23 protein-coding genes are annotated in these 21,603 nt (G+C 69.2%); 3 read left to right on the forward strand and 20 right to left on the reverse strand.

The window, feature by feature from the left end; genetic code table 11:
• Positions 1-257: 257 nt before the first annotated feature.
• The 7 genes from C6Y44_RS18905 to C6Y44_RS18935 all read right to left on the reverse strand — a co-directional run bounded on the left by C6Y44_RS18905 (position 258) and on the right by C6Y44_RS18935 (position 7,231).
• The gene (locus C6Y44_RS18905) at positions 258-791 is read right to left on the reverse strand and encodes a hypothetical protein (RefSeq protein WP_225623599.1); all 534 of its coding nucleotides are present in this window, start codon (positions 789-791) and stop codon (positions 258-260) included.
• Positions 788-1,765, reverse strand: a complete 978-nt coding sequence (hemB, locus tag C6Y44_RS18910; protein ID WP_060650866.1) for a porphobilinogen synthase — start codon at positions 1,763-1,765, stop codon at positions 788-790. Before hemB ends, C6Y44_RS18905 begins: the two co-directional genes overlap by 4 nt.
• Before the next feature lie 86 nt (positions 1,766-1,851).
• Positions 1,852-3,417: a bifunctional uroporphyrinogen-III C-methyltransferase/uroporphyrinogen-III synthase gene (locus C6Y44_RS18915; RefSeq protein ID WP_016693742.1), complete on the reverse strand. Its 1,566-nt coding sequence runs from the start codon at positions 3,415-3,417 to the stop codon at positions 1,852-1,854.
• 63 nt (positions 3,418-3,480) lie between these two features.
• Positions 3,481-4,491, reverse strand: a complete 1,011-nt coding sequence (gene hemC, locus C6Y44_RS18920; protein WP_159417743.1) for a hydroxymethylbilane synthase — start codon at positions 4,489-4,491, stop codon at positions 3,481-3,483.
• Positions 4,488-5,915: a glutamyl-tRNA reductase gene (locus C6Y44_RS18925; protein ID WP_159417742.1), complete on the reverse strand. Its 1,428-nt coding sequence runs from the start codon at positions 5,913-5,915 to the stop codon at positions 4,488-4,490. The genes hemC and C6Y44_RS18925 overlap by 4 nt, the downstream gene beginning before the upstream one ends.
• Positions 5,912-6,781: a redox-sensing transcriptional repressor Rex gene (locus tag C6Y44_RS18930; protein WP_120280059.1), complete on the reverse strand. Its 870-nt coding sequence runs from the start codon at positions 6,779-6,781 to the stop codon at positions 5,912-5,914. Before C6Y44_RS18930 ends, C6Y44_RS18925 begins: the two co-directional genes overlap by 4 nt.
• 159 nt (positions 6,782-6,940) lie before the next feature.
• The gene (locus C6Y44_RS18935; protein WP_006552340.1) at positions 6,941-7,231 is read right to left on the reverse strand and encodes a glutaredoxin family protein; all 291 of its coding nucleotides are present in this window, start codon (positions 7,229-7,231) and stop codon (positions 6,941-6,943) included.
• A gap of 241 nt (positions 7,232-7,472) precedes the next feature.
• On the opposite strand from C6Y44_RS18935, the gene C6Y44_RS18940 reads away from it, so the two are divergent.
• Positions 7,473-8,429 carry an HAD family hydrolase gene (locus tag C6Y44_RS18940; protein WP_159417741.1) on the forward strand — a complete coding sequence of 319 codons (957 nt, stop codon included), beginning with the start codon at positions 7,473-7,475 and terminating at the stop codon, positions 8,427-8,429.
• 66 nt (positions 8,430-8,495) lie between these two features.
• Here the strand turns inward: C6Y44_RS18940 and C6Y44_RS18945 are convergent, their stop codons facing one another.
• The 7 genes from C6Y44_RS18945 to C6Y44_RS18975 form a co-directional block, all read right to left on the reverse strand.
• Positions 8,496-9,479 (reverse strand): lysophospholipid acyltransferase family protein, encoded by a 984-nt coding sequence (locus C6Y44_RS18945; RefSeq protein WP_120280061.1) that lies wholly within the window; start codon positions 9,477-9,479, stop codon positions 8,496-8,498.
• Complete coding sequence (locus C6Y44_RS18950) at positions 9,476-10,507, reverse strand: NAD-dependent epimerase/dehydratase family protein (protein ID WP_120280062.1); 1,032 nt, start codon at positions 10,505-10,507, stop codon at positions 9,476-9,478. Before C6Y44_RS18950 ends, C6Y44_RS18945 begins: the two co-directional genes overlap by 4 nt.
• Positions 10,508-10,732: 225 nt before the next feature.
• Positions 10,733-10,834, reverse strand: a complete 102-nt coding sequence (locus C6Y44_RS18955) for a 30S ribosomal protein bS22 (RefSeq protein ID WP_003402602.1) — start codon at positions 10,832-10,834, stop codon at positions 10,733-10,735.
• 261 nt (positions 10,835-11,095) lie between these two features.
• Positions 11,096-11,332 (reverse strand): helix-turn-helix domain-containing protein, encoded by a 237-nt coding sequence (locus tag C6Y44_RS18960; protein ID WP_006552345.1) that lies wholly within the window; start codon positions 11,330-11,332, stop codon positions 11,096-11,098.
• Positions 11,333-11,591: 259 nt separating this feature from the next.
• A complete protein-coding gene (gene proC, locus C6Y44_RS18965) occupies positions 11,592-12,452 on the reverse strand; it encodes a pyrroline-5-carboxylate reductase (RefSeq protein WP_120280063.1) in 861 nt (286 codons plus the stop codon).
• 77 nt (positions 12,453-12,529) lie between these two features.
• A complete protein-coding gene (locus C6Y44_RS18970; RefSeq protein ID WP_159417740.1) occupies positions 12,530-13,387 on the reverse strand; it encodes a thioesterase family protein in 858 nt (285 codons plus the stop codon).
• On the reverse strand, positions 13,384-14,049 hold the full coding sequence (locus C6Y44_RS18975) for a MerR family transcriptional regulator (RefSeq protein WP_120280065.1): 666 nt from the start codon (positions 14,047-14,049) through the stop codon (positions 13,384-13,386). Before C6Y44_RS18975 ends, C6Y44_RS18970 begins: the two co-directional genes overlap by 4 nt.
• A 116-nt stretch (positions 14,050-14,165) precedes the next feature.
• Here C6Y44_RS18975 and C6Y44_RS18980 point away from each other — a divergent pair, with 116 nt between their 5' ends.
• On the forward strand, positions 14,166-14,582 hold the full coding sequence (locus tag C6Y44_RS18980; RefSeq protein ID WP_016693729.1) for a hypothetical protein: 417 nt from the start codon (positions 14,166-14,168) through the stop codon (positions 14,580-14,582).
• Here the strand turns inward: C6Y44_RS18980 and C6Y44_RS18985 are convergent.
• The 3 genes from C6Y44_RS18985 to C6Y44_RS18995 are packed head-to-tail and all read right to left on the reverse strand — an operon-like array spanning position 14,541 to position 17,783.
• Complete coding sequence (locus C6Y44_RS18985; protein WP_120280066.1) at positions 14,541-15,494, reverse strand: sugar phosphate isomerase/epimerase family protein; 954 nt, start codon at positions 15,492-15,494, stop codon at positions 14,541-14,543. The two genes, C6Y44_RS18980 and C6Y44_RS18985, sit on opposite strands and share 42 nt — an antisense overlap.
• 4 nt (positions 15,495-15,498) lie before the next feature.
• The gene (locus C6Y44_RS18990; protein ID WP_159417739.1) at positions 15,499-16,833 is read right to left on the reverse strand and encodes a hypothetical protein; all 1,335 of its coding nucleotides are present in this window, start codon (positions 16,831-16,833) and stop codon (positions 15,499-15,501) included.
• A complete protein-coding gene (locus tag C6Y44_RS18995; protein WP_120280068.1) occupies positions 16,830-17,783 on the reverse strand; it encodes a Ppx/GppA phosphatase family protein in 954 nt (317 codons plus the stop codon). Before C6Y44_RS18995 ends, C6Y44_RS18990 begins: the two co-directional genes overlap by 4 nt.
• 45 nt (positions 17,784-17,828) lie before the next feature.
• Here C6Y44_RS18995 and C6Y44_RS19000 point away from each other — a divergent pair, with 45 nt between their 5' ends.
• A complete protein-coding gene (locus C6Y44_RS19000; protein WP_174247121.1) occupies positions 17,829-18,659 on the forward strand; it encodes a hypothetical protein in 831 nt (276 codons plus the stop codon).
• Here C6Y44_RS19000 and C6Y44_RS19005 read toward each other — a convergent pair.
• From C6Y44_RS19005 to C6Y44_RS19015, 3 genes are all read right to left on the reverse strand, one after another.
• On the reverse strand, positions 18,641-19,330 hold the full coding sequence (locus tag C6Y44_RS19005) for a response regulator transcription factor (protein WP_006552355.1): 690 nt from the start codon (positions 19,328-19,330) through the stop codon (positions 18,641-18,643). The two genes, C6Y44_RS19000 and C6Y44_RS19005, sit on opposite strands and share 19 nt — an antisense overlap.
• 61 nt (positions 19,331-19,391) lie before the next feature.
• Positions 19,392-20,573, reverse strand: coding sequence for a sensor histidine kinase (locus C6Y44_RS19010; protein WP_120280070.1), 1,182 nt, complete (start codon positions 20,571-20,573; stop codon positions 19,392-19,394).
• A gap of 201 nt (positions 20,574-20,774) precedes the next feature.
• Positions 20,775-21,521, reverse strand: a complete 747-nt coding sequence (locus tag C6Y44_RS19015) for a phosphoglyceromutase (protein ID WP_060650675.1) — start codon at positions 21,519-21,521, stop codon at positions 20,775-20,777.
• Positions 21,522-21,603: the final 82 nt, after the last annotated feature.

The following is a 21,603-nucleotide window of genomic DNA, read 5'->3' on the forward strand; positions in this document are numbered from 1 at the left end:
GCCCATCGGATCAGGGATCGCCGGATCGGGGACCGTCGGGTCGGTCAAGCGGCGAACGCGCCGGGGATCACCAGTAGCACGGTGGTCACCAGGCCGAGGAGGGCGATGAGAGCGATCAACACCAATTCGCGACGGCGCCCATAGGGCCGCGGTTCCACCTGCATGACGTCCTTTTCGCTCGACGGGAAGGGCCTTGCGGCCCACATGGTGAGCCCACCGTACTCTTCCGTCGCGCCGGACGAAACCGAGTGGTACGTCTATTCTTCCGGCAGTCGCAGGAAGAAGCGATTGGCATCCCGCCGGTGCATCAGCACGATCGCTCCGACGGTCGCGACGGCTTGCAGAATGCCCACCACACCGAGTATCCAGCCCGCCCCGCCCTCCCCGACGCCCACACCGAAGACGGTGGGCAGCGTCGACAGCGACATGAACACCCCGAGCAGGGTCAGCAGCATCCGGGCCCAGTTCTTGGCCTTCAACAGCTGCCTGACCACCAGATACAGCAGTCCGACGATCACCAGGCCGATGCCGGCGGTCAGCGCCACCAGCACCGGTACCGCCGACTCGAGTTGCTCCGTGCTGACACCCTCGACGGCCTGATCGGCGGCCATCGTGGTCATGAGATCGAGCAGTTCGTCGCGTCGGTTCAGCAGGTCGGCGAGACTTGCCGCCAAACTCACGACGGCGAGAGCGAGTACCCCGCACCACAATTGGTAGGCCGTCGTGACGTCTCCGGGAACGGGACGATTCGCCGCGGGGCCGGGCCCGACAGGAGGCGCGGGGAAGCTCATGACAGGCGACCCGCGACCTCGGCGGCCCAGTAGGTGAGGACGACGTCCGCACCGGCTCGCCGGATGCCGACCAGCGATTCGAGGATCGCCGCATCGCGATCGATCCAGCCCTTCTGCGCGGCCGCGGTGATCATCGAGTACTCCCCCGAGATCTGGTAGGCGGCCACCGGGACGGGCGAGCGGTCGGCGACCTCGCGCAGCACGTCGAGATACGACATCGCCGGCTTGACCATCACCATGTCGGCGCCCTCGGCGAGGTCGAGATCCACCTCGTGCAGCGACTCGCGACGGTTCGCCGGATCCTGCTGGTAGGTGCGGCGATCTCCCTCGAGGGACGAGCCGACGGCGTCGCGGAAGGGACCGTAGAACGCCGAGGCGTACTTCGCGGAGTAGGCGAGCTGACCGACCTCGGTGTGCCCCGCCTCGTCGAGCGCGGACCGGATGAAACCGATCTGGCCGTCCATCATGCCGCTCGGGCCGAGCAGGTGCGCCCCGGCCTCGGCCTGCGCGACGGCCATCTCGGCGTAACGCTCGAGGGTCGCGTCGTTATCGACGACGCCGGTGTCGGTGAGCACACCGCAGTGGCCGTGATCGGTGAACTCGTCGAGGCAGGTGTCGGCCATGATCACCGTGGAGTCGCCGAGTTCGCTGCGCAGCGACCGCAGCGCGCGGTTGAGCACACCGTCGGGATCGCTCGCCGCGGAACCGCGGGCGTCCTTGTCCTCGGGGCGGGGCACACCGAAGAGCATCAGGCCGCCGACACCGGCGGACACGGCCTCGGCCGCGGCCTTGCGCAGCGAATCGGCGGTGTGCTGGTACACCCCGGGCATCGACGCGATTTCGCGCGGCTCGTCGAGGCCGTCGGCCACGAACATGGGGAGCACGAGGTGGCGGGGTTCGAGGGAGGTTTCTGCCACGAGCCGTCGGATGGCGGGTGTGCTGCGCAGCCGGCGGGGACGGATGTCGGGAAACATGGGGAGAACACCTTCCATACGGGTCGTGCGCGGCCCCGGTAGTGGCGACTACCGGGACCGCGCACGGATCATCGGATCACGAGAGATCAGCGGCGGGCGCGGGACTTCTTCCGCGGCGGAGGCAGTGCGCCTTCCGCGCGGAGCCGGGCCGCGTGCTCGGCGAGCGCGTCGACCAGGGGCCCGATCTGCGCGGTCTCGGGCTGCACGTCCACCCGCAGGCCGAACTCGATCGCCGTCTCGGCCGTCTTCGGGCCGATGCACGCGACGATCGTGCGGGCGTGGGGCTTGCCGGCGATACCGACGAGATTGCGGACGGTCGACGACGAGGTGAAGCACACCGCGTCGAAGCCACCGGTCTTGATCATCTCGCGGGTCGCGGCCGGCGGCGGAGCGGCACGCACGGTGCGGTAGGCGGTGACGTCGTCGATCTCCCAGCCGCGCTCGCGCAGGCCCTCGGCGAGGGTCTCGGTGGCGATGTCGGCGCGCGGCAGCAGCACCCGGTTGACCGGGTCGAAGACGTCGTCGTACGGGGCGAACTCGGCGAGCAGGCCGAGGCTGGACTGTTCGCCGCTGGGCACGAGCTCGGGGATGATGCCGAACGAGCGCACCTTCGCGGCGGTGGCCTCACCGACGCACGCGATCTTGACGCCGGAGAACGCGCGCGCGTCGAGACCGAACGCCTCGAACTTCTCCCACACCGCACGCACCGCGTTGGTGGAGGTGAACACCACCCACTGGTACCGGCCGTCGACCAGGCCCTTGACCGCACGTTCCATCTGCGCGGGGCTGCGCGGCGGCTCGACCGCGATGGTCGGCACCTCCATCGGGATCGCGCCGTGGGTGACGAGCCGCTCGCTCATCTCGCCGGCCTGATCCTTGGTGCGGGGCACGAGCACGGTCCAGCCGTACAGGGCGCGCGACTCCCACCACGACATCTTGTTGCGGTGCGAGACGACCTTGCCGACGGTGACGACGAGCGGCCCGACGAGCTCGGAACCCGCATCGTTCAGGGTCGCGAGGGTGGCCTCGACGGTGCGCTGCTGACGGGTGGTGCCGCGCACGGTGATCGCGGCGGGGGTCTGCGGCGCCAGGCCGTGCTCGACGAGCGCGCTGGCGGTCTCGGCGAGGTGACCGGAGGTCGCGTGGAGGACGAGGGGGCCGGGGGCTGCGGCGAGCGCGGCCCAGTCGACCTCTCCGCGCACGTCGACCTCGGTGTGGCACGAGCCGAGCGCCATACCGGCGTAGCTCGGCACCGACGACCCGGCGGGCAGGCCCGGCAGGACCTCGAAGACCACCTGGGTGCGGGCGACGGCGTTGACCTCGGCGATCACCGAGTCGGTGGTGAGCGGGTCGCCGGCGACGAGGCGCACCACGTCGCGTCCGGCCTTCGCCTCGGCGACGAGCGTCTTGGCGACCTCGGCGGGCTCGCCGAGCGCGGGACGGACCTCGGCGACGGGCTCACCGGTCTCCGGGTCGGTGCCGTGGTCGACACCGACGAGGGCCACGACACCCTTGTCGACATCGGGGTCGGTGAAGGCGATCGTGGCGCCCGCCAGCACGTCACGCGCGCGCACGGTGAGCAGCGCAGGATCGCCCGGACCCGATCCCACGAACAGGATGCGCCCGGGGTTGTGCTTACGGACTCGGCTCATCGGTCATTCTCCAGTGCGGTCAAATCAGCGGTAAGGGCAAATCGGGTGACGGTGACGGCTGGGTCAATCATCGGCAGGTCTCGTCTCGGGGACGACGCCGTGCTCGACCATGAGCTCGCGCGCACCGAGGTCGAGCAGTTCGCGGGCGATACGGCGACCGAGTTCCTCGGCCTTCTCCGGCGCCCCCACCGCGCTCGCTCGCAGCACATCCGATCCGTCCAGGGCGGCGGCGCATCCGCGCACCGACAGTTCCTCGATCACCCGGCCGTCGTCGTCGAGCGATTCGACGACCTCGGCGATCGCCCCCACCGGTGCGGTGCATCCGGCTTCGAGTTCGGCGAGCAACGAGCGCTCCGCGACGACGGCGGCGCGGCTCGGCGCATGGTCGAGTCCGGCGAGCAGCTCGATCATCTCGGGATCGTCCGACCGGCACTCGACGGCGAGCGCACCCTGCGACGGCGCGGGCAGCATCTGCACCGGTTCGAGGGACTCGGTGACGCGGTCCAGGCGTCCGATGCGCGACAGTCCGGCACGCGCGATGACGATCGCGTCGAGTTCGCCGGAGTCGACCTTGCCGATGCGGGTGTCGATGTTGCCGCGCAGCGGTTCGATCTGCAGTCCCAGACCGAGCGCGGCGAGTTGTGCCCGCCGGCGCGGCGCCGAGGTACCGACCTTCGAGCCGGGCGGCAGCTCGCCGAGGACGAGTCCGTCGCGGGCGACGAGCGCGTCGCGCGGGTCCTCCCGCTCGGGGACGGCCGCGACGACGAGGCGCGGATCCTGGAAGGTCGGCAGGTCCTTGTAGGAGTGCACGGCGACGTCGACCTCACCTGCGAGCAGCGCCTCGCGCAGCTCGGCTGTGAACACGCCGACACCGATGCGCTGCACCGGGCCGGGCGTCACGTCGCCTTTCGTGGTGATGATGACGAGCTCTGCCGGGCGACCGGCGGCGATGAGTGCGTCGCGCACGGTACCGGCCTGGGTCGTGGCGAGCACGCTGCCGCGGGTACCGATCCGCAGGGGACGATCCTGCCGAGCAACGTCGTCGCGGGAAACCGATGCGGCTTCGGTGCTCATGCGGTGCCGTCCTTTCGTGAGGCCTGGAGTTCGGTGGTGACAGCGGGATCCAGTGCGGCGGACAGATCCCCCGAGAGGGTGGGATCGGTCAGCGTGCTCAGTTCCAAATCCTTGGTGGGTGTCGCGACCGCTTCGGCCGAACCCGGGCTCAGCTCGAAGAGTTCGCGCAGAGCCTCGGCGTACTGGTCGCCTCCCGGCGTCGACGCGAGTTGCTTGACGCGCACCGTCGGTGCGTGGAGGAGCTTGTCGACGACCCGGCGCACGGTGCGAGCGACCTCGCCGCGCTGACCGTCGTCGAGATCGGGCAGTCGCGATTCGAGGCGCATCAGTTCGCCCTCGACCACCTCGGCGGCGCGCTGACGCAGTGCCGTCACGGTGGGGGTGACCTCGGCGAGTCGCTGCGCGGTGAGGTACTGCGACAGTTCGGCGGCGACGATCTTGCGGGCGGCCTCCGCGTCGGTCGCGGCGGCGCCGGCCGACGGATCGCGCTGCAGCGACTCCATGTCGAAGACCTGCACGCCGGGAAGACCGGCCACGGCGGTGTCGACGTCGCGCGGCAGACCGAGATCGCAGATCGCGAGGGGGCGTTCGCCGCGGCCGGGCTGCGCGAGTGCGCGGTGCGCGTCGGCGAGGGTGACGACGGCCCCCACCGCTCCGGTGCAGGTGACGGCGACGTCGGCGCGGCTCAGCGCGGTCGCGAGATCGTCGAATCCGACGACCTCGGCGTCGACACCGGCGGCCCGTGCGGTCTCGGCGAGTCGCTCGGCGCGGTCGCGGGTGCGGTTGGCGACGACGATCGAGCCGACCTCGGCCCGGACGAGATGCGCGACGGCGAGGCCGCCCATGGCGCCGGCACCGATCACCGCGGCGGTGCGGCCACGGAGGTCGCCTCCGAGGAAGTTCGCGGCCTTGTCGAGCGCGACCGACACGACGGACGCACCGGCGGCGTCGATGCCGGTCTCCGTGTGCACCCGCTTGCCGACGCGCAGCGCCTGCTGGGCGAGTTCGTGCAGGGTGCGGCCGGCGGCCTGCTGGGCGTCGGCGGCGGCGTAGGCGGTGCGGATCTGGCCGAGGATCTGCTGCTCCCCCACGACCATCGAGTCGAGTCCGCTGGCGACGGAGAAGAGGTGTTCGGCAGCGGCCTCGCTGTACCGGACGTAGGCGTGCTTGTGCAGTTCGGTGACGGGCAGACCCGAGTGCTCGGCGAGCAGTTCGCTGACCGCGGCGAGTGCGCCGTGGAAGGCGTCGACCACCGCGTAGATCTCCACCCGGTTGCAGGTGGAGACGATCATCGCTTCGGAGATCTTGTCCGACGCCAGCATCTTGTCGGTGAGCTTGGGGCGGTCGGTGTCCGTGACCGCCACCTTCTCGAGCACCGGGACCGGTGCGCTCCTATGCGATATCCCGACGAGGAGAACACTCACGGTGCGATCACCGATCCGTTTCTGGTCGCGGCCGAGCCCATCGGACCCGCCTTTCCTGTTGTGGTATGCCGAGCAGAGCTTCGGGTGGACACCCGCGGGATGCCGGCGGGGCGTACGTCGCCGGCAGCAGGACGAACGTCAGCCGTCGCGGCGCGGGGGGTCTCCCCGTTACGCGTGCTGTTGAAGGACAGGACCTGCATCTCGACGGACAGATCGACGCGTCGGATCTCGACGTGGTCGGGGACATCGAGTTCGACGGGAGCGAAGCTCAGGATGCTGCGCACTCCTGCGAGCACGAGCCGATCGCACACCTGCTGCGCTGCCTCGTCGGGGGTGGCGACGACACCGATGGTCGCGCCGAGTTCACGGGCTCCGTTCTCGAGATCGTCGACGTGACGCACGACGAGATCGCCCACACGTGTGCCCACCACGTCGGGATCGGAATCGAAGAGGCCGGCCATCGTGAAACCGCGGCGGTCGAAGCCGGGATATCGGGCGAGGGCGCGTCCGAGACTGCCCACTCCGACGAGCACGACGCGATGGCCCCGGTCGAGTCCGAGCGCTGCTTCGATGCGGGACTGGAGGCGCAGGACGTCGTAGCCGACGCCGCGCACTCCGTTGGGTCCGAGGAAGGACAGATCCTTGCGCAGTTTCGCCGAACCGACCCCGGCGGCGGCCGCGAGTTCCTCACTGGAGACGATGAGCGTGCCCGCTTCGGCGAACGCACCGAGGACCCGGAGGTAGGTCGCGAGACGCGTCACAGTAGCCTGTGGGATATCGCGGACCGGAGGGGTGGGAGTGGCACCCTCGCCGGACTCGGCGGTGCCGCGAGCGTCCTCGCCCTGCGGTGGGTGCAACTGCGTCACGGTACGTGGCTCCTCGTCCGGCCGGTGGATACACGCCTGGCCTCACGGTGATCCGGGAATTCGTTCACACCACGGTAACCGCTTGTGAAGCCATGCACAAAGTTGCTCGAAGCACCCCGAATGTGCTTCCCACCTGCTGTACGACGAGGACCTGCCGACTCAGCGAGCGAGATCTGCGCGCAGTCGCGGCTCGTCGACCTCCCAGTAGCTGTGCTCGCGTCCGTCGAGCAGAACGACGGGCAGACGGTCCCCGAATTCGGCCCGCAGATCGGGATCGGTTGCGGCAGCGACATCCACGTCGATGCAGGTGACCTCGACGCCGAGCTCCTCCGCGAGCGCCTCGAGCTGCTCGCGCGCCGGACCGCACGCACCGCACCCGGCGCGCACGAGAAGGGTCAGGTGATGACGGCTCGCAGAGCCGCTCGTTGCCGATGACGATTGCTCACTCATGCCTCCACTGTGCGGCACGGCCTGTCGAGATGAACGTCACACCCGGTCACGGGGGCGACGGCCTCCCGGTGAGGGGCGGTATCGCGGGCTAGGCTTGGCGCGGGTCGCCCGTGCATGCGGTCGTCGTGTGGGCGGCGCCCGGAGCGCTGGGGTCACACGGAGCCCGCCCGTTTCGACAGCCCCGCCCGTTACGACACCGGAGGTGCGAGTGCCAGGACGTTCGTTTCCCTACGGATGGGGCATGGGTGAGACGTGGGCGCGCATCATCCGTCCCGGACGTCGGCTCTTCTCTCGCAAGTTCGGGCCCAGCGAGGAAGAGGTCCGCGCCAATCTCGCAGGTGAGGCGAGCGCCGATGCCGCCCTCGCGTTGCAGGAATCACGCGTCGAGCCCGAGCCCTCCCCCGACACCGCTCCCGTCCCGCGTGATCTGACCGCGGCGGCGTTCTTCGATGTCGACAACACGATGGTGCAGGGCGCGTCGATCATCCACTTCGCCCGCGGCCTCGTCGCCCGGGACTACTTCGACAAGTCCGACCTGTTCGAGTTCGCCTGGCAGCAGGTCAAGTTCCGCCTGACGGGCAAGGAGAACATGAACGACGTCGCGTCCGGTCGCGACAAGGCGCTGTCGTTCGTGCAGGGCCGCTCCACCGAAGAACTGCGCCGGCTCGGCGAGCAGATCTACGACGACATCATCGCCGACAAGATCTGGCCGGGCACCCGCGCGCTCGCGCAGAGGCACCTCGACGCGGGCCAGCAGGTGTGGCTCGTGACCGCGACGCCGGTCGAACTGGCCGACGTCATCGCCGAACGCCTCGGCCTCACCGGTGCGCTCGGCACCGTCGCCGAGTCGGAGGACGGCGTCTTCACCGGCCGCCTCGTCGGCGACATCCTGCACGGTCTCGGCAAGGCGCACGCAGTGCGGGCCCTCGCGATCCGCGAGGGTCTGAATCTCAAGCGGTGTACGGCCTATTCGGACAGCCACAACGACGTGCCGATGCTCTCGGTGGTCGGCACGGCCGTCGCGATCAATCCCGATCCGGATCTACGGCAGGTCGCCCGCACACGCGGGTGGGAGATCCGCGACTTCCGGACGGCGCGCAAGGCCGCGAAGGTCGGGGTGCCGACGGCGCTCGGTCTGGGTGCCGCGGGTGGTGCCGTCGCGGTCCTCGTGGGTCGCCGCCGCGACCGAGCGGCCTGACAGTACAGTCGCGATCGAGCGGCCTGACAGTACAGCCGCGACCGAGCGGCTCGATTTTCGAGGTGCTCAGCCGAGGAAGACGTTCCGCCTGCGTGTGAGCAGCTTGTAGAGGGTCTGCTGGATCGTCTCGCGCACGTGGTCGGTGACCTCGAACAACACCATCGGATCCTCCGCCGAGGCGTCGTCGTACACGTCGGTGACGATGGGGGTGCCGAACTCGATGTACCACTTCGACGGCAACGGCACGATCCCGAGCGGGCCGAGCGCCGGGAACAGCGGGGTGATCGGGAAGTAGGGCAGTCCGAGCAGGCGCGCGAGCGAGGTGAGGTCGGCGATGTTCGGGTAGATCTCCTCGGAGCCGACGATCGAGCACGGCACGATGGGCGCCTGGGTGCGCAGAGCCGCCGACACGAAACCGCCGCGGCCGAACCGCTGCAGTTTGTAGCGCTCCTTGAACGGTTTGCCGAGGCCCTTGTAGCCCTCGGGGAAGACCGCGACCACCTGGTCCTGGCGGAGGAGTCGTTCGGCGTCGGGATGGCACGCGAGGGTGTGGCCCGCCTTGCGGGTCACCGTCCCCACCACGGGCAGACCGAAGGCGAGGTCGGCGGCGAGCATCCGCAGGTGACGATCCGCATGGTCGTGCACGGCGACGGAGGTCATCAGTGCGTCGACGGGGAGCGTGCCGGCGTGGTTGGCGACGACGAGTGCGCTGCCCTCGGCGGGGATGTTCTCCACGCCGCGGACCTCGACGCGGAACCATTTGTCGAACAGGGGTCGCAGCACCGGCAGGACGACGTTCTCGGTGAAGTGCGGGTCGAAACCGAAGTCGTCGACCTCGTAGTCGCCGGTCATCCGGCGGCGGACGAACTCGGCGGTGGCGGTGACCTGGTGCGCGAGGGTGCCGCGCAGGTCGTCGAGGAACCGGTCGGTGCGGCTCATCTGCTCGGGGGTGGGCGGTGGCCCCATCGACGGATGGGGTGTGCGTGTGACCCGTTCGCCGGGACGGCGGTTGCCGGCGTGCAACGGGATGACCTTCGCGACCTCCGTCATCGCGTCTCCCTCGTCTCTCCGAGCACGGAGAGCGCCATCGACTCGGCCTTGTCCACCCATTCGGTCTTCACGATGCGGGTGAGGGCGAGGCCCCGGGCGAAATCGTCGAGCGCTTCTCTCGTGGTCCAGCGTGGTTCGAATCCGAACTCGTTGCGCATGCGCGTGGTGTCGAGTCCGCATCCGAAATGGAAATAGTCGAGTTCTTCCTTGGTGAAGGAGTTCATCACCGAACCCATGAGTGCGTGCCCGACCGTGCGGAACAGCGCATAGGGCATCGGCACCGTCATGCCCCCGGCCCGGCGTACTGCCTGGGTCATCATGACGATCCCTTCACCGGCGATGTTGTACGTCCCGGGCGGTCCGGCGACGACCGCGTGTTCGAGCGCACCGAGCGCGTCCTCCTCGTGCAGCAACTGCAGTCGCGCGTCGCGGCCGAGCACGTTGGGGACGAGCGGGGAGGTGAGATAACTCGACACCGAGCCGGGCAGCCGGGTCCCCACGGTGGGGGCGAGCCGGAGGATGGTGGTCGCGAGGTCGGTGCGCCGCCGGGCGACGCCGCGCAGATACCCCTCGACTTCCATCATGTCGCGGGCGAAAGCGCCCGTGGGCCGGCGGCGGGCGCTCATCTCCTCCGTGAACTTCGCGGGGTCCTTGGCACTCGAGCCGTAGACGACGGACGACGAGCGCAGCACGATCCTGCGCACCGAGGGCGCCTTCTGGCACACCGCGAACAGTTGCATCGCGCCGAGGACGTTCATGTCCTTCATCGCCGTGCGGCTCCCGGACTTCGGGGCCTTCGTGACGGCGGACGCGTGGACGACGGTGTCGACGTCCATGTTGCGGATGATCTTGCCGATGAGAGGGTTGCGGATGTCGGCGAGCACGAATTCGGCCCGGCCCATGCGTCGGAGCATGTCCTTCGACGGCGACTGGGTGTCGACGCCGATCACCCGCTCGATGTCCGGATTCTGGGCGAGCCTGGTGACGAGGAAACCACCCAGGAACCGACTCGCTCCGGTGACCAGCACGGCTCGTGGACGTGCCACTTCGTGCCCCTGCGAAACCACTCGTGAAACCCCCTGCTGCACCACACGCGTCATCGGTCACATTCGCCCCGACGCGGTATGCCGTCCCACAATACGGCCACTTCGCTGCCATCGCACGACTCGCGGGTGAACTTTCGGGTGTGGGGATGCGCAGACGAACGATGCCCGCCACCATGGAAGGTGACGGGCATCGGACAGGCGCAGGGCTTACTTGCCGAGTTTACGACGCTGCACTCGGGTGCGGCGGAGCAGCTTGCGGTGCTTCTTCTTCGACATGCGCTTACGGCGCTTCTTGATCACAGATCCCATGTGGGCATCCCTCACGTTCCTTGTAGCGTTCCTGCGCACGCCGGTGACGTACGCCTGATGTATGTCGACGCTGGGCCTCGTGGCGACGAGTAACAGCGCCTCACGACACCGGCTGGCCGGTACGACGACAAGCAATCCTACCGGGGCGGCCCACCCGGCGTGAAACCGAGGTCCGCCCCGGAACGCGACTTCCCTCGCGCACCGGATCCGTTCGTCGTACCGTCGTCCCCCGACGACGCGCCGATCGTCCCTGTCCGACCTCTATCCGACGTCGAAGTACGACGTCTCGAGGTAGTCGTGGACGGCCTTCGCATGCACGCGGAACGAGCGTCCCACGCGCACTGCGGGTAGTTCGCCACTGTGCACCAGCCTGTACACGGTCATCTTCGACACCCGCATGAGAGCTGCCACTTCGGCAACCGTCAGGAACTGGGTACCGGCGAGAACCGACTGTCCGTCTTGAGGTTGACCCTTCGACGGCGTGTTTCCTGAAACCATTACACACCTCCGGCACGCCCGCGCCGCCGGCTTCCCCTCCGGCGGAACAGACACGCACGTGCTGATTCGAGCTTAGCGTGACGAATGGTTCCTGTGCGACGATGCAGCCGGGGAATTTCCGGCGGGCGGCTGTTCGTCGCCACGCTACGCCCCGCAGTGACGTCTGTCAGCGTTCCGCAGGGACGTCTGTGAGCGTTCCGCAGTGACACCTGTCGGCGTTCCGCAGGGACACCTGCGAGAGCCTCGGGTGGATGCCCTGTCAGGCCGTCCCGGAGAGCCCCTCGCGGGCCGCGGGCGACGGCTGATCCGATGCCGCCCCGAGTTGCGCGGAGCGGCGCTTCGCGGCGTCGAGCGCCTCGTAGAAGGCCGTACGCAGGCCTCCACGCTCGAGTTCGCGGATCGCGGCCGCCGTGGTGCCACCCGGCGAGGTGACCGCGGCGCGCAGGTCGGCAGCGTTGTCCCCCGAACGCGCGAGCATCGCGGCCGAGCCGGTCATCGTCTGCACCACCAGATCGGTGGCCACCGCCCGCGTCAGGCCGAGCGAGACACCCGCGTCGATCATCGCCTCCGCGACGAGGAAGAAGTAGGCGGGGCCGGATCCGGAGACCGCGGTGACCGCGTCGATCTGCGATTCCGGGACCACCGAGACCGTTCCCACGCTCGCGAGGATCTCGCGGACCGTGTCGAGATGCTGCTGCTTGACGTACCGACCGGCGGACAGCACGCTCGCGCCCTCCCCGACGAGCATCGGGGTGTTCGGCATCACGCGCACGACGGGGAAGCCGGCCGGGAGCTTGGTCTCGTAGCGGACCGTCGGGATGCCCGCGGCCAGCGACACCAGGATCTGCTCGTCGTCGTTCCCGGCGTCGACCGCCGCGAGAGCGGTGACGACGACGTCCACGTCGTTGGGCTTGACGGCCACGACCACCACGTCGGCGCCTTCCGCGGCGTCGGCGGTGCTGTCGGTGACCCGGATCGAGTAGGCCCGGGACAGTTCCTCACGCCGTTCCTCGAACTTCTCGGCGACCACGAGATCCTTGGTCGCGAAGCCGTTCTTCAGCAGACCCGAGACCAGCGCCTCGCCGATCCTGCCGCCACCGATCACTGCGATTCTCGTCATGGGGACAGCCTGCCACGACCGCCCGTGCGGCCTACACCACGGTCACCGCCTGTCGGAACCTGCCGCGCTCCGGCGCATCAGCGCGGCATCATGGCCAGCTGACGCGATTGCACGACCACCTGGCCGGTCGAGTCGACGACGGTGTGGTCCTCCTCGAACCAGGTGTTGCCGAGCACGCTGCTCTCCGCGATGACCCGCAGCCATCCCGGAGCCGGAACCCGCCGCAGATAGGCGGTGAGCTGCACCGTCGGCGCCCAGCCGAATCGGCCGAGGTTCATCGCGACGGGAGCCGACACGTCGCCGCACATGAGCGCGAACAGCACCGAGGTGCCGACGTCGGCCTCGTCGCCCGGCGACGGCCGCGTCCACATCGACACGAGCGGTTCACCCTGCTGCCCGTCGAGGAAACGCGCGGTCGAGGCGTCGATCCGGAGCCGGGAGGTGGCGGCGAACTTCACGATCTGCCCCATGGGGTGCTCGGGGGTGACGAGCACCGACTCGGCCGGCGGGTCGACGGGCATGGTGGTCGCGCGGTGCGGCACCGTGTGGAAGGGCTCCTCGGAGTCCGGCGTACCGAGGGTGACACTCGCCCGCACCGCCACACGTCCGGCCTGGGACAGTTCGACGTCCACAAGGGTGATCTGCTTGCCCTGCTTGCGCAGGAGGGTGGTGAGTTCGACGTCACCGGGGTCGGGCGCGGCGACGAACGAGGCACTCACGGCGAGCGGCTGGGTGAGCGGGTCGACGCCGGCGTCGAGCACCGACCTGCGCGCCGCGGACGCGCAGACCGCGAGCATGCATCCGCCGTGCACCTTGGGTCCGATGGTCCACACCGGATCGATGTGCGCCTGCCAGGCATCGGTGCCATCCGGGTGCTCCCCCGGCACTCGGGTGACCGAGGTCAGGTCGAGGAAGGGCTGGTCGGTGGGGGTCACTGCTGCTCCTGGTCGTCGTTCGGGGCCGGATCGGCGCCGGTGGTGGGGAGTTCACCGGACCCGAACATGCGGGCGGCGAGATGCTGATGGGCCAGTCGGCGCATGGCCGTGAGGACCGGTTCGTACAGAGCCGTCCCGAGCACGGCCGCTTCCACGGTGGCCTCCCGGGAGTGCGTCGGCAGCAGTTCGAGGTCGAGTTCGGCGATGGCGCGGACGTGACGGCCGTAGGCGTCGATCCGGCGGTCGTCCATCCGCAGGCCGGCGGCTTCGAGTGCCGTGAGCGCGTGTTCGAGTTGCGCCACGGCCGCGAACCGGGGGTCGTAGATCTGGCCGAGGTGCTCGAGCACGCGGCGGGCGCGGGGATAGTCGAGACCGGCCGAGTCCTCGACGTAGGGCGGCAGCGCGGCGATGGCGTGGCCGAGTTCGACGAACAGGTCGTCGCGGGGGTTGTCGACGAGATCCACGACGGTCTTGATCTTCTCGAGAGGCAGACCCTGCGCGGCAAGTGCCCGGACCAGGCCCAGGCGCCGCACGTGCCGGTCGTCGTAGGTCGCCGAGGTGACGCTCGTCGCCACGCCCGGCATGAGCAACCCCTCGCGCAGGTAGTACTTCACCGTCGGCAGCGGTATGCCGCAACGCTCGGCGAGTTCCGAGATACGCACCGATCACCTCCGTCCCTTGACACCGGATACTACAACTATCCAGTATTGGATAGTGAAGCTATCCAGCAACGGACAGTGGAACCGTCAGTCACGGAGTACCGGCCGAGGAGGCCCTCATGCATCCGATCGTGACCATCGTTCTCGGGAGCACCGTGCTCACCGTCGCAGGCATCGCCTTCGGAGGCACCTTCCTGCTACGCGTCGCCGCGGGCGGCGTACCCACCAACGACCTGCAGAAGACGTTCTTCCGTGCCGGTCACGCCCACGCGGGAGTACTCGTCACGCTGGGGCTGCTCATCGCCGTTCTCACGCACGTCGTGGGCGCATCACCCGGTTGGTCGGCGGCCGGCGCCATCGCCGTGCTCGTCGCCGCGATCCTGATCCCGGCAGGCTTCTTCCTGTCGGTTCTCGGGCCCGATCCGACGCGGCCCGGCCGGATGTTCGCGGCGGTCCGGCTCGGCGCCGTCTCCCTCACCGCGGGCGTGCTGATCTCAGGTGTCGCCGTGCTCGCCGCCGGAATCGCTGCCCTCTGAGGCGGGGACGCGCGCGATGTCCGTGTGCCGGGGACTCTCGGGGCCGGCGGTGATCGCGCGCGTCGCCGAGCGATCCAGGTGCGTGCGCGCGAAGGCCAGCGAACGCGCCAGCATCCCGGCGCGCTCCGCACGCGTCCGTGCGCTCTGGGTGCTGATCTCGAGCACCACGTGACCGCCGAAGTCGCTCGCGGCGAGCCGGCGGCACACGTCCGCACACGGCTGCGTGCCCGTTCCCGGGACGAGGTGTTCGTCGAGCGAGGAACCCCGGCCGTCGGCGAGATGGAGGTGGGCGAGCCCCTCCCCCATCCGATCCGCGAGCGCGAGGGCGTCGGCCCCCGCGGTCGCGGTGTGCGACAGGTCGAGCGTGTAGTGCGCGAAACCGGTGTCGGTGGGGTCGAGTGACGGACTGTAGGCCGAGACCGCGCGGCCGGGACCGCGTCGGCGCAGACGTTCGGCGCCGCGATCACGACCGCCGAAGACGACGTCGGCCCTCATCGGGTACATGTTCTCGACCGCGACCACCACGTGGCTGTCGGCCTCGAGCGCCGCGACCTGGTCGGAGAATCCCTCCGCATAGCGACGCTGCCACCGGAAGGGCGGATGGACCACGACGGTCTCCGCACCGAGGATCTCGGCGACACGCACCGAACGGTCGAGTTTGGCGGCGGGATCGGATCCCCACACGCGCTGCGAGATCAGCAGGCACGGCACGTGTACGGCGAGCACCGGCACGCCGTACTCGCGGACCAGGCGCTCCACCGAGGTGGGGTCCTGGCTCACCGGTTCGGCCCACACCATCAGCTCGACCCCGTCGAAACCGAGATCGGCCGCGAAGCGGAACGCCGCTTCGGTGTTCTCCGGATAGACCGAAGCGGTGGACAGCCCTACCCGGATTCCCTGCGCGGTCGGCATCGGCTCACCCGGGCAGCAGGAACAACAGCGGCCCGAAGGCCACGAATGCTCCCACCGCGAGCGCGATGAGCTGACTCGTGATGTCGTCGGTGCGCCGCAGGACACGCACCAGCGCGACCAGGCCCACGATCACCAGCAGCGCGAGTGCGAAGGCGACCCACGGCATGAGGTCCCACAACCGCTCGAAGCCCTTGAAGAGCAATCCGCCCGCGACGATCGCGGCGACGCTCTCGCCGATCAGCAACGCCCACTGCTTGAGGCCACTGCCCTGCTCTGCATCGGTGGACTCGTCGTCCGCACTCTTCCGTGCCGAGTCGTCGGCGGCGTCGGACGTCGCCTTCCCGCCCTTGCCGCGGGACTTCCGCGACCGCGACGATGCCGATCCCTCGGAAGCGTCGGACGCGGCATCCGCAGCACCGATGGTGTCGGTGGAGTCGTCGGCGTCGGAACCGGTGCCCTGCAGGTCGCTGGCCGGGCCGGACAGCAGTCGAGGTTCGGCGACGTCGGCCTTGCGCACCGACACCGCAGGGGCGCTCGCCTTCTCGGACTTCTTGTCGGCGACCGCCGCTCCCTCACCGGACGGCGAGCCCGTCGCGACCGCTCCGAGATGCGCCCGCGCACGCCGCGGAAGCGCCTCGGGGCGGATGACCTCGGTCGGCGACTCGATCTTGGGTGGAGCCGCCGCGGCCGCCTTGGACGCTGTCTCCGTCGACGCAGCCGCCTTGGACGTTGCACCCGCCTTCGACACTGCATCCGTCGATGCGGGCGCCTTCGACACTGCGTCCGTCGATGCGGGCGCCTTCGAGGCCGGGCCCGGCGGTGTCTTCGCGGCGGGCGGTGTCTTCGCGGCGGGCGTCTTCGGGACGGACGGCGCCTTCGTGACGGCAGGCGTGCCCGTTCCGGCCTTCGGCGGGGGCGTCTTCGTCTCGACGGCGACCCGCGGGGTCACGGTGGTCTTCTCGATGTCGGACAGCGCGAAAGTCGCCGTCTTCGGCGTCTCGAGCTTCGGTGTCTCGCTGTTCGGGGTCTCGGCCTTGCGCGGCGCCGGGACGACCTTCGGCGGGGTCCTCACATCGGTAGCCGCGGCAGAGGAAGCCGAATCCGACTGTCCGGCAGCACTTTCCGCGTCGGCGGCGGTGTGTCGCTCGCCCTTGCTGTCTGCGCGGTCGTCGGCCGCGCGCGTGATCGGGATCTCGCCCGTCAGTTCGGCGACGGAGATGCCGCCGCTCGCGCCTCGTCGGCGTCGTCCCCCGGCCCGCGTTCCCACCTTCTGGCCGTTACGCGCCAACAGCTCGGCCACGGAGATCTGCCCCGTGTCGTTGCTGCGATTCTCGCTCATCCGGTTGCCACCACCAGTTCGCCACCCATATCCGTATCGAGCTTCCGAAGAATCAGGCCTTCGCGCAACGCCCACGGGCAGATCTGCAGCGTCTCCACTCCGAGGGCACGCATGCTGGCCTCCGCGACGAGGGCGCCGGCGACGAGTTGCTCGGACCGGTCCGAGCTGACACCTTCGAGTTCTGCCCGGTCCGCCATGGTCATCCGGGAGATGAAGGCGATGAGCTGGCGCAGGCCGCTGGCCGTCAGGGTCCGTTGTACCCGCAGGCCGGCGGACGAGGGGGCCGCGCCGGTCAGGCGGGCGAGAGTCCGGAAGGTCTTGGAGGTCCCCACACACAGGTCGGGGTCGCCCGCGTTGCGTATGACCTTCGCCGGCTCGGCGAGTTCGGCGTCGAGCCAGTCGCGCAGCGCCGAGATCCGGCGCTTGCCGGGCGGGTCCTCACGGAACCAGTCACGGGTGAGCCGTCCCGCACCGAGCTGGAGCGAGTAGGCGATCTCGGGGTCCTCGTCGCCGCCGAAGGTGAGCTCGAGCGAACCACCGCCGATGTCGAGGTCGAGGATGTTCCCGGCGCTCCAGCCGTACCACCGGCGCACGGCCAGGAAGGTCAGCCGCGCCTCGTCCTCGCCGGAGAGCACGTCCAGCGACACCCCGGCCTCCCGGCGCACCCGCTCGAGGACGGCCTCGGAGTTGCCGGCGTCGCGCACCGCGGACGTCGCGAACGCCATGAGCTCACCGCATCCCGAGGTGCGGGCGATGCTGGCGAATTCGGCGGTGGTCTCGACGAGCCGCTCGGCCCCCTTGGAGGTGATGTCGCCGTTGTCGTCCATGTTCTCGGACAGCCTCAACGTGGCCTTCGTCGAACTCATCGGCGTGGGGTGCCCACCACGATGGGCGTCCACCACCAACAGGTGAACGGTGTTGCTTCCGACGTCGAGTACCCCTAAGCGCACATCAATACGGTACTGGGTCTACCGTCGGGACCTGTGACAGCAGGTATGTCCCATGCCCCACACAAACTCGACCCGGCCCCCGAAGTCCCTCTCGACTTTCCTCGGGAATGGGTGGAGTTCACCGACCCCGACAACGACGAACACGTCATCGCTGCAGACATGACATGGCTGCTCTCGCGGTGGACCTGCGTGTTCGGCACTCCGGCGTGCCAGGGCATCATCGCCGAGCGACCCGACGACGGGTGCTGCTCGCACGGTGCGTTCCTGTCCGACGACGACGATCGCAAGAAGCTGGCGAAGGCAGTGAAACACCTCACGCCGGCCGATTGGCAGTTCATGGACAAGGGCCTGGGCAAGAAGGGCTACCTCGAAGAGGACGAGATCGACGACGAGCCCGCCCTGCGCACCCGCCGCTACAAGGGTGCGTGCATCTTCCTGAACCGTCCCGGATTCGAGGGCGGCCAGGGCTGCGCCCTCCACACCATGGCGTTGCGACGCGGCATCGAACCGCTCGAGATGAAGCCCGACGTGTGCTGGCAGCTCCCGATCCGGCGCACCCAGGACTGGGTCGAGCGTCCCGACGGCACCGAGATCCTGCGCACGGTCATCACCGAGTACGACCGGCGCGGCTGGGGTGAGGGTGGCCACGACCTCGACTGGTACTGCTCCGGCTCTCCCGACGCGCACGTCGGCGAGCGTCCGGTCTGGCAGTCGTACGCCCCCGAGCTCACCGAACTCCTCGGTGCGGCGGCCTACGACGAGCTCGCGCGCCTGTGCCGGCGACGCCAGGGGCTGGGGCTGATCGCGATCCATCCCGCGACGTCGGCAGCACAGGCGGGCTCCGGTGCCGGTTCCGATCAGGCCTCGAGCTTGTAACCCAGGCCGCGCACCGTCACGAGGTGACGTGGCTTGGCAGGATCCTCCTCGATCTTCGAGCGCAGACGCTTGACGTGGACGTCGAGGGTCTTGGTGTCGCCGACGTAGTCGGCGCCCCACACCCGGTCGATGAGCTGTCCGCGGGTGAGCACCCGCCCGGAGTTCCGCAGGAGATATTCGAGCAGGTCGAATTCCTTGAGCGGCATGGCAACCGGCTCACCGTTGACGTGCACGACGTGACGGTCGACGTCCATCCGCACGGGCCCGGCCTCGAGTAGTCCGTCGTCCGCCGCTACCTCGCTCTCGGTGTCGGCCCCGCGTCGCAGGACCGCGCGGATGCGGGCGATGAGTTCGCGCGCCGAGTACGGCTTGGTGACGTAGTCGTCGGCGCCGAGTTCGAGCCCGACGACCTTGTCGATCTCGCTGTCGCGAGCGGTGACCATGATGACCGGCACACCCGAGCGGGTCCGCAACTGCTTGCACACGTCGGTGCCGCTCATCCCGGGGAGCATCAGATCGAGCAGGACGATGTCGGCGCCCTCCCGGTCGAACTCGGCGAGGGCCGAGGGGCCGTCGCCGGCGATAGTCGTCTCGAACCCCTCCTTCCGCAGCAGGAAGGCGAGCGGATCCGCCAACGATTCCTCGTCCTCGACGATCAGCACACGCGTCACGAGCTGGTCCTCCGTCTGTTTCTCGATATCCGTCCGCCCGGGAGCCCGGGTGGGGTCTGCGTCACGATCCGACCACCTTCTCGGTGCGGTCGGCGGTGTGGTTCTCGTCGTCCTCGGCGTCCTCGACGTGGGCCGGGACGAGAAGGGTGAAGGTGGAGCCGGTACCGGGCTTGCTCCACAGGGTGATCTCGCCGTGATGGTTCGCGGCGACGTGCTTGACGATGGCCAGCCCGAGGCCGGTGCCTCCGGTGGCCCGCGACCGGGCCTTGTCGACGCGGAAGAAGCGCTCGAAGACCCGTTCCTGGTCCTCCTTGGCGATACCGATCCCCCGGTCGGTGACGGCCATCGCGACCTTCCCGTCGCGCAGCGACCTGCTGATCGTCACCGGTGAGCCGGCCGGCGAGTAGGCGATCGCGTTCTCGATGAGGTTGGTGAGGGCGCTGACGAGCAGCGTCCGGTCGCCGAGGATCTCGAGGCCGCTCGGCCGGTCGGTGCTGATGGTGATCGAGGCGTTCTCGGCGGTCAGGCGCGTGCGGTCGAGGGCCTCGTCGACGACGGCGTCGACGTCCACGACCTCGAGATCGGGCAGTTTCTCGGCGCCCTGGAGCTTGGAGAGGGCGATCAGTTCGGTCACCATGTTGCCGAGGCGCGTCGCCTCGCGTTGGACCCGTTCGCCGAAGTGACGGACGGTCTCGGGATCGTCGACGGATTCGAGCAGCGCCTCCGCGAGCAACGCCATCGCGCCGACGGGGGTCTTCAGTTCGTGGCTGATGTTGGCCACGAAATCGCGCCGGGTGGCCTCCATGCGGACGTGTTCGGAGTCGTCGAAGGCGTAGAGCACGACGAAGCGCGGGTCCTGGTCGAGCAGCGGCCGGACGGTGCAGCGCACCGCGACGGGCTCGCGGCCGAGCAATGCCTTCGCGCCCAGGTCGAGTTCGATCGACTTCCTCGTCTCGAGCACCTGGCAGGCGGCCACCCAGGCCCGGTCGTCGATCTGCCGGTTGCGGACGAGGCCGAGTTCCTCGGCGCGCGGGTTCGACAGGACGACGTCGTGGAACTTGTCGACCACCGCGATACCGGTCGACGCCCCGTGCACGACCCGGTCGAGCACGTCGAACATCGTGAGGTCGGTTTCGTCGCTACCGTGGGCCCGGCGCTGCACCAGCCTCCCGACGGCGACGGTGACGATCCCGCCGAGGACCGCTGCGACCACGGCCAGCAACACGGCCTGCGTAACACTCACACTTCGAATCGTAATGACACCGGTACCCCACCGGACAGCGGGTCGACGGCATTTCCCGCACGTCACACCCCATTTTTCGGGTGTTGGAGTGTTGTTCACCCTTTGTTCGCCCAGAACCGACCACTCCGCGACGGACCTGCACGAACGAACCGACCCCGTCACCGAACGGCAACGGGGTCGGGTCTCGCTTCCGTGGAGCTGCTACTTGGCGCCCTGGTTCGCGACCGCTGCCGCACCGGCAGCTGCGGCCTCGGGGTCGAGATAGGTGCCACCCGGGTTCAGCGGGCGCAGGTTCTCGTCGAGGTCGTAGCGCAGCGGGATGCCCGTCGGGATGTTGAGTCCGGCGATGTCGTCGTCGGAGATCCCGTCGAGATGCTTGACGAGCGCGCGCAGCGAGTTGCCGTGCGCGGTGACCAGCACCGTCTTGCCCGCGAGCAGATCCTTGGAGATCGTCGACTCCCAGTACGGGATGAAGCGGGCGACGACGTCCTTCAGGCACTCCGTCAGGGGGACCTCGTCGACGTCGGCGTAGCGCGGATCGGTGTCCTGGCTGTACTTCGAACCCGGCTCGATCGGCGGCGGCGGGGTGTCGTAGCTGCGACGCCACAGCATGAACTGCTCCTCGCCGAACTCGTCCTTGATCTCGGACTTGTTCTTGCCCTGGAGCGCGCCGTAGTGGCGCTCGTTGAGACGCCAGTCGCGGATGACGGGGATCCAGTGCCGGTCGGCGGCGTCGAGCGCGAAGTTGGCGGTGCTGATCGCGCGGCGCAGCAGGGAGGTGTAGGAGACGTCGGGAAGCACGTTGTGCTCGGCGAGGAGGGCACCGGCCCGCTTGCCCTCGGCGATCCCCTTGTCGGTCAGATGCACGTCCACCCAGCCGGTGAACAGGTTCATCGCATTCCATTCGCTCTCGCCGTGGCGGAGCAGAACAAGTGTTCCGATAGTCATGACCCAATCCTGACATGCACGGATGGCGATTTCGCCACGGGCGCCCCCCTTCGTGGGCTATATCTGACAACGCGTGTTGCCA

Source organism: Rhodococcus rhodochrous, assembly GCF_014854695.1.
In the GTDB taxonomy this organism is placed as follows: Bacteria; Actinomycetota; Actinomycetes; order Mycobacteriales; family Mycobacteriaceae; genus Rhodococcus.

What these genes read in the sequence shown, in the direction of transcription:
- C6Y44_RS18960 (WP_006552345.1), bottom strand. Translation starts at nt 11,332, where the DNA reads ATGGTTTCAGGAAACACGCCGTCGAAGGGTCAACCTCAAGACGGACAG.
- C6Y44_RS18955 (WP_003402602.1), bottom strand. Translation starts at nt 10,834, where the DNA reads ATGGGATCTGTGATCAAGAAGCGCCGTAAGCGCATGTCGAAGAAGAAG.
- C6Y44_RS18980 (WP_016693729.1), top strand. Translation starts at nt 14,166, where the DNA reads ATGCATCCGATCGTGACCATCGTTCTCGGGAGCACCGTGCTCACCGTC.
- C6Y44_RS18905 (WP_225623599.1), bottom strand. Translation starts at nt 791, where the DNA reads ATGAGCTTCCCCGCGCCTCCTGTCGGGCCCGGCCCCGCGGCGAATCGT.
- C6Y44_RS18990 (WP_159417739.1), bottom strand. Translation starts at nt 16,833, where the DNA reads ATGAGCGAGAATCGCAGCAACGACACGGGGCAGATCTCCGTGGCCGAG.
- C6Y44_RS18915 (WP_016693742.1), bottom strand. Translation starts at nt 3,417, where the DNA reads ATGAGCCGAGTCCGTAAGCACAACCCCGGGCGCATCCTGTTCGTGGGA.
- hemC (WP_159417743.1), bottom strand. Translation starts at nt 4,491, where the DNA reads ATGAGCACCGAAGCCGCATCGGTTTCCCGCGACGACGTTGCTCGGCAG.
- C6Y44_RS19000 (WP_174247121.1), top strand. Translation starts at nt 17,829, where the DNA reads ATGTCCCATGCCCCACACAAACTCGACCCGGCCCCCGAAGTCCCTCTC.
- C6Y44_RS18985 (WP_120280066.1), bottom strand. Translation starts at nt 15,494, where the DNA reads ATGCCGACCGCGCAGGGAATCCGGGTAGGGCTGTCCACCGCTTCGGTC.
- C6Y44_RS18945 (WP_120280061.1), bottom strand. Translation starts at nt 9,479, where the DNA reads ATGACGGAGGTCGCGAAGGTCATCCCGTTGCACGCCGGCAACCGCCGT.
- hemB (WP_060650866.1), bottom strand. Translation starts at nt 1,765, where the DNA reads ATGTTTCCCGACATCCGTCCCCGCCGGCTGCGCAGCACACCCGCCATC.
- proC (WP_120280063.1), bottom strand. Translation starts at nt 12,452, where the DNA reads ATGACGAGAATCGCAGTGATCGGTGGCGGCAGGATCGGCGAGGCGCTG.
- C6Y44_RS19015 (WP_060650675.1), bottom strand. Translation starts at nt 21,521, where the DNA reads ATGACTATCGGAACACTTGTTCTGCTCCGCCACGGCGAGAGCGAATGG.
- C6Y44_RS18935 (WP_006552340.1), bottom strand. Translation starts at nt 7,231, where the DNA reads ATGAGTGAGCAATCGTCATCGGCAACGAGCGGCTCTGCGAGCCGTCAT.
- C6Y44_RS18940 (WP_159417741.1), top strand. Translation starts at nt 7,473, where the DNA reads ATGGGTGAGACGTGGGCGCGCATCATCCGTCCCGGACGTCGGCTCTTC.